At 58.3% G+C, this 6,592-nt stretch carries 5 protein-coding genes; 4 read left to right on the forward strand and 1 reads right to left on the reverse strand.

Annotated elements, in window-relative coordinates; all coding sequences use genetic code 11:
* Positions 1-4 precede the first annotated feature (4 nt).
* From ERD80_RS00220 to ERD80_RS00230, 3 genes are all read left to right on the forward strand, one after another.
* Positions 5-1,447: a M81 family metallopeptidase gene (locus ERD80_RS00220; protein ID WP_136545480.1), complete on the forward strand. Its 1,443-nt coding sequence runs from the start codon at positions 5-7 to the stop codon at positions 1,445-1,447.
* Entirely contained in the window at positions 1,444-3,240 is a 1,797-nt protein-coding gene (locus tag ERD80_RS00225; protein WP_136545481.1) for an ABC transporter ATP-binding protein, read from the forward strand. The genes ERD80_RS00220 and ERD80_RS00225 overlap by 4 nt, the downstream gene beginning before the upstream one ends.
* Before the next feature lie 79 nt (positions 3,241-3,319).
* Positions 3,320-4,039, forward strand: a complete 720-nt coding sequence (locus ERD80_RS00230) for a GNAT family protein (RefSeq protein ID WP_211145548.1) — start codon at positions 3,320-3,322, stop codon at positions 4,037-4,039.
* Here ERD80_RS00230 and ERD80_RS00235 read toward each other — a convergent pair.
* Positions 4,008-5,177 carry an ROK family transcriptional regulator gene (locus ERD80_RS00235; protein ID WP_058759002.1) on the reverse strand — a complete coding sequence of 390 codons (1,170 nt, stop codon included), beginning with the start codon at positions 5,175-5,177 and terminating at the stop codon, positions 4,008-4,010. The two genes, ERD80_RS00230 and ERD80_RS00235, sit on opposite strands and share 32 nt — an antisense overlap.
* A 265-nt stretch (positions 5,178-5,442) precedes the next feature.
* On the opposite strand from ERD80_RS00235, the gene ERD80_RS00240 reads away from it, so the two are divergent.
* Positions 5,443-6,592 (forward strand): extracellular solute-binding protein (locus ERD80_RS00240; RefSeq protein WP_136545482.1); only part of this gene is annotated, 1,150 nt, incomplete at its 3' end.

The raw sequence follows: 6,592 nt of genomic DNA on the forward strand, positions 1-6,592 counted from the left end.
TGTTATGCGCATTGCCTATGGTGGAATTCATACTGAATGCAGTACCTGGAATCCGGTGCTCAATTACGCCGACGACTTCCGCATCGTGCGGGGTGAAACGATGACGTCCAATCCCTATTTCGCCTTTCTGCAGGATTACGCGGCCGAATTTCTGCCGACCTTTCACGCCCGCGCCATTGCCGGTGGGCCGGTGGCACGTGTGACCTATGATGCCTTCAAACAGGAGTTTCTCCGTCGGCTCGAGGCGTATTTGCCCGTGGATGGCGTTTACCTGGCGATGCACGGCGCGGTATATGTCGAAGGGATGGAAGACGCGGAAGGCGACTGGATTAGCGCGACGCGCGAGCTGGTCGGGCCCGATTGTCCGATTAGCGTCAGCTACGATCTGCACGGCAATGTCTCGCAGCGCATCATCGACGCGATCGATATGTTTTCGACCTACCGCACAGCACCGCATATCGATGTGGAGGAGACCATGCGCCGTTCCGTCTCAATGCTGGTCAATAGCCTGCAAAGCGGCATCCGACCGGGCGTGGTGTGGGCACCGATCCCCGTGGTGCTGCCAGGCGAGCGCACCAGCACGGAAGATGAACCGACCAAAAGCCTTTACGCCAGCCTGCCCGGGATTAACGCACTTGAACATATCTGGGATGCTTCGCTGATGGTTGGCTATGTCTGGGCGGATGAGCCACGCGCCACGGCGGCCGCCATCATGACCGGTACCGATGCCGATGTGCTGTCTGAGCAGGCGGCCAAACTGGCGCTGGCTTACTGGCAGGCGCGTGAGCAATTTGTATTTGGCTGCGTGACCGGCAGTACTGAAGAGTGCGTACGCATGGCGATTTCCAGCCCTGGAGGACCGGTGATTCTCGCCGACTCCGGTGATAACCCGACCGGCGGCGGCGTGGGCGATCGGGCCGATGTACTGGCCGAGCTGCTGCGGCAAAATGCGCAGGATGTCATCGTTGCAGGCATTACCGATAAACCGGCCACGGAGGCGGCCTTCGCCGCAGGCGTCGGGGCCCGGCTCTCCCTGACTATCGGTGCCACGCTGGATCCTGCCGGCGGCAAAGTCAGCGGCGAGTTTGACGTGCTGCTGCTGAGTGATGATGCCCGTTCGGTTGCCCGTCAGGCGCTGCTGAAGATTGCAGGCATTACCGTGGTAGTTGCCGATCGGCGTCGTCCTTATCACAACCTGGCGGATTTCGCCCTGCTCGGACTCGATCCGCGCCAGGCAAAAATTGTGGTGGTGAAATCCGGTTACCTGTCGCCCGAGCTGGCGCCGATTGCCAATCCCAACCTGATGGCGCTGTCGGAAGGTGTGGTCGATCAGTATGTTGAACGGCTGGTGCGCAAGCGCAAGCAGCAGCCGGCTTATCCGTTCGATACCGATTTTACCTATGTGCCGGTCAGCACCCGCTCGGCGCGCTTTGTGGCGGCACAATGAATCGCGCTGACCCGCCGGTGCTGAGCATCGAAAATCTCACCGTCGCGTTTCGCAGCGATGACCGCTGGCGTGAGGTGGTGAAAAACGTCTCTTTTACCCTCGGGGCCGGTGAAACGCTGGCGATTGTGGGTGAGTCGGGCTCAGGCAAAAGCGTTACCTCGATGGCGATCATGCGTCTGCTGAATAGTCGTCACGCACGTATCAGCGGCAAAGTGCTGCTGAACGGCGTGGATTTGCTCACGCTGAGCGAACGTGCAATGCGCGATATCCGTGGCAATGCCATCGCGATGATATTCCAGGAGCCGATGACCAGCCTTAATCCGTCGTTCACTATCGGTCACCAGATTGCTGAGGCGCTGATCGCGCACCGCAAAATCAGCGCACGCGCTGCCCGCGAGGAGACCATCCGGCTGCTGGAGAAAGTGCGTATTCCCAACGCGGCCAAACGCTTCAGTGATTACCCGCACCACTTTTCCGGCGGCATGCGTCAGCGCGTGATGATCGCCATGGCGCTGGCGCTGCGTCCAAAATTGCTGATTGCTGACGAGCCGACCACCGCGCTCGACGTCACGATTCAGGGTCAAATCCTTGACCTGATCAAGACCCTGCAGGAGGAGGAAGGCACCGCCGTGCTGTTCATCACCCACGATATGGGCGTGGTGGCAGAAGTCGCCGACCGCACGCTGGTGATGTATCAGGGCGCGATGGTGGAAACCGGCAGCACCGCCGCGATTTTTTCTGCCCCGGCGGCAGAGTATACCCGCACGCTGATTGCGACCGTGCCGCAGCTCGGTGCCATGCGCGGCATCGATGGACCGCGTAAGTTTGCGCTCAACGGCGAAGCGCCGGTGGCGCAGGCGCGGCAGACGCCACAAGGGCAAACGCCGCTGCTGTCGGTGAAGAACCTCAGCACGCGCTTCAGCATTCACGAAGGGCTGTTCAGCCGTAAAACCGGTGCGGTGCACGCCGTGGAGAATATCTCGTTTGATCTGCTGCCGGGTGAAACCTTGTCGCTGGTCGGCGAATCCGGCTGTGGCAAATCCACCACCGGCCGCTCGCTAACGCGGCTGGTGCAGCCGGCCTGCGGGCAGATTGCTTTTGATGGCAGCGACGTGCTCACCCTTTCCCGGCAAGAACTGCGCAAGCTGCGCTGCGCCATGCAGATGATTTTTCAGGATCCGTTTGCCAGCCTTAACCCGCGTATGTCGGTCCTTGAAGCCCTCACCGAACCTTTTTTACAGCATCGGCTGGGCAATAAGGCCGCTGCACAGAGCAAAGCGGCCGAACTGATGACGCGCGTTGGCCTGCCCGCAACCATGCTGAAACGCTATCCGCACGAATTTTCCGGCGGCCAGCGTCAGCGCATCTGCATTGCCCGTGCGCTGATGCTCGATCCGAAAATGATCATTGCCGACGAGTCGGTTTCCGCCCTTGATGTCACCGTGAAAGCGCAGATCATCAATCTGCTGCTCGATCTGCAACACAGCCTGAATCTGTCGTATCTGTTTATCTCACACGATATGGCGGTAGTGGAGCGCATCAGCCATCGTGTGGCGGTGATGCTACTGGGAGAGATTGTTGAGATTGGTCCGCGCGCGGCTATTTTTGAGAATCCGCAGCACCCTTACACACAAAAACTGCTCGCGTCGGTGCCTGTGCCCGATCCGGCGCGCCGCCATTTAAAACGGCACGTGGACGTCAGCGAGCTGAAGAGCCCGGTGCGTGCCAATGGATTTGTGCCGGAAACACGGCATTATCAGGAAGTGAGCGCCGGACACTGGGTGATGCGGTAAAACGCTGGTATAAGTGCCGATGATATTCTGGTTTCATTTACCGGACATCATGCGCGACGCCACGGCTAAGGAAATCAACGTGACACGTCATAATCATTATGGTCAGCCCATCGGTTTTACCTTGCCGGACTGGCAACCTGCCAGCTATCCGCCAGCAGAAAATCTGTCAGGGCGCTTTTGTCAGCTTGCGCCATTGCAGTTGAGCCACAGCCAGGCGCTGTTTACGGCATTTTCACTCGCCCCAGACGATCGCGACTGGACCTGGCTGGGCGCCAGCCGGCCACAGTCATTGATGGAGATGGAGAGCTGGATTCAGCATAAAATCAGCGATCGCCAGCTGGTGTGTTATGCCGTCATGGACGGGCATCAGCGTGCCGTGGGCGTGGTTTGTTTTGCCAGTATTGATATGCAGAACGGCGCGATAGAAATCGGTCACGTCACCTGGTCACCGCTGATGCAGCGTAACGTCATGGGTACGGAAGCCTTGTTCCTGTTGCTGCGCCAGGCATTTGCGCTGGGCTATCGTCGCGTTGCATGGCGCTGTGATTCGTTAAACCTGGCTTCACGCCGGGCTGCCGAGCGCATTGGTTTTACCTTTGAAGGACGCTTTCGCCAGGCCATGACGCGTAAACAGCGCAATCGCGATACCGACTGGCTCTCAATGATTGATGGTGAATGGCCTATTGTTCAGCAGGCACTTACAGCCTGGCTGGCACCAGACAATATGGATGATAACGGGTGCCAGCGGCGGACGCTGGCCGCGTTTTTCACTTCATCAGCACCTGGAACTGCGGATTAAACTCATCAAAAATTGGCAGAGCCGCTGCGCCGAGGGCGGCGGTGTCGCTGCCGGTCATGCCGGTCTTGAGTCGCGTGCCGGTCAGATAGCGGCCGCGCACCGATTGGTAGAGCGGCGGCAGGCGCTGGATAATTTTATCCAGCAACACCGCAGGCATCATGCCGCCGATAATCACGCTCTCGGCATCAAAGATACACTCCAGCATATTAATACCCTGGCGCAGCGGCGTGAGCACAGTATCGATCCAGCGATCAAACAGCGCCGGATCAACCTGCAGTAAATCTTCCGGCAGCGCGCTCATTGGGTCCAGCCCGCAGAATTCGTAAGCGGCCTGCAGCGAAACATAACGCTCCAGGCAGCCGTGATTGCCGCAGTAACACTCACGTCCACCGGGTTCAACCACCACGTGCCCCACTTCACCGGCGTTGTGCGCATGGCCGCTGTACACATGGCCATCCATGATGATGCCCGCGCCCAGGCCCGTGCCAATATACAGATAAATAAAGGAATTAAGATGACGCGCCACACCGTGAAAGCGTTCGCCAATCGCCGCGACGGTGGCATCATTCTCCAGCGTGACCGGCAGTCCGCTCATCTCAGCGAGACGCGCCGCGATATCGACATCCTCCCAGCCGTGCAGCGTGGTCGGCCCCATTGACGAGATACCCTCCACACCAAACGGCCCCGGCATCACTACGCCAATACCCAGCACTTTTTGCCAGCGCGGCCCGGTCTGCTGTTTGATCTCCGCCAGCACCCCAGCAATGCGCGCTAATGTGGCATCCGGCTGCGGTTTTTGCACCATAATAAGGCGGCGAAAATGGATTTCACCGGTCAGGTCCACCAGCACAATCAGTAGCGTCTGATGGTCGAGATGGATGCCGATGGAAAACGCACTGGCAGGATTCAGGGTGACCGGAATCGCCGGCTGACCGCGGCCCTGCTTACGCGGCTGACGGCTGGTGAGCAGTTCCGCCTGCTCCAGTTCAGCGACAATATTCGAGACGGTTTGCGGCGTTAACGCGGTCAGTCGCGCCAGCTCGGCACGGGTCAGCTCGCCGTGCAGGCGAATCGCTTCGATAATCACCCGGCGATTGTGCGCGCGCGCATGTTCCAGATTGGTTCCCGACGTTTTCATCCTGCTCGCTTCCCTCTTTTTTACATCCGCTGCGGACCGCCGCCTCAATATCTATGATCGGCCACACATTTTACAACCTGTTTACCTGACAGCGGCAAAAATCTGTGCAAAGTAGTGTCGCATGGCAGCGTTGTTTTCTGCCCTGGCACGTCCCTTGCTTAAGCTCACTGCTGTCAGCCACTGCGCGCTGGCAATCTGTGCGCGATATTAAATCAATCAAATTGATTTAATTAAACACCCTCTACTGCATGAAGGCGAGAACGCAATGAAAAATCAGATGAAAGGTTGTTTTGCCGCCGTACTGTTCGCCTGCGCGGGCAGCGCGGCAGCGGCTACCACTACGCTCAACGCCCTGTTTATGACGCAGGCGGCCTACAGTGAAAACGATATCCGCGCCATGACGCAGGCGTTTCAGACAGTGCACCCGGACGTGCAGGTCAATCTCGAGTTTGTTCCTTACGAAGCGCTGCACGATAAGATCGTCGCGGCACGCGGCGCGGGCGGCAATGGTTACGATGTGGTGCTGTTTGATGCCATCTGGCCGGCGGAATTCAGCAAGTTCGACCTGCTGCAGGATGTCAGTAGCCGCATCAGCGCAGATGAAAAAGAGAAAATCTTCCCCGGCGCAATGAACACCGTGGTGTTCAAAGGCAAAACACTGGGCATGCCGTGGATCCTCGACACCAAATATCTCTACTACAACAAAGCGATGCTGGAAAAAGCCGGCATCAAAGATCTGCCGCAAACCTGGCAGCAGGTGATGGATGATGCGCGCACCATTAAACAGAAAAATATCGTTAAATATCCTCTGGTATGGAGCTGGTCACAGGCGGAAGCGCTGGTGTGTGACTACACCACGCTGGTCTCCGGCTTCGGCGGCAAATTCTATAACAACGGCAAGCTCGATTTCTCTACGCCAGCCTCGCTGCAGGCGGTGAAGCTGATGAAAAGCTCGCTCGATGAGGGCCTGACCAACCCGGCTTCGCGCGAATATCTGGAAGAGGACGTGCGCAAAGCCTTTTCCAACGGCGATGCGGCTTTCGCGCTCAACTGGACCTACATGTACAACATGGCCAACGATGCCAAACAGAGTAAAGTCGCCGGCCAGGTTGGCATCATGCCCGCACCCGGCGATGCGCCCAATCGTTTCGGCGCGGTCAACGGTTCGATGGGTCTGGGCATTGCCAAAGGCAGCAGCCATCCGGAGCAGGCGTGGCAGTACATCAGTTACATGACTTCGCAGCCGGTACAGAATAAATACGCCACGCTCAGTCTGCCGATCTGGAAAAGCTCCTATCAGGATCCCGCGGTCAGTAAGAATCAGGAGAGCCTGATCGCTGCTGCCGACAAATCGCTGAATGTCATGCTGTCGCGTCCGGAAACCGCTGATTACTCACGTCTCTCCAACACCCTGC

The sequence above is a fragment of the Pantoea sp. R102 genome, from assembly GCF_004916815.1.
In the GTDB taxonomy this organism is placed as follows: Bacteria; Pseudomonadota; Gammaproteobacteria; order Enterobacterales; family Enterobacteriaceae; genus Pantoea; species Pantoea dispersa.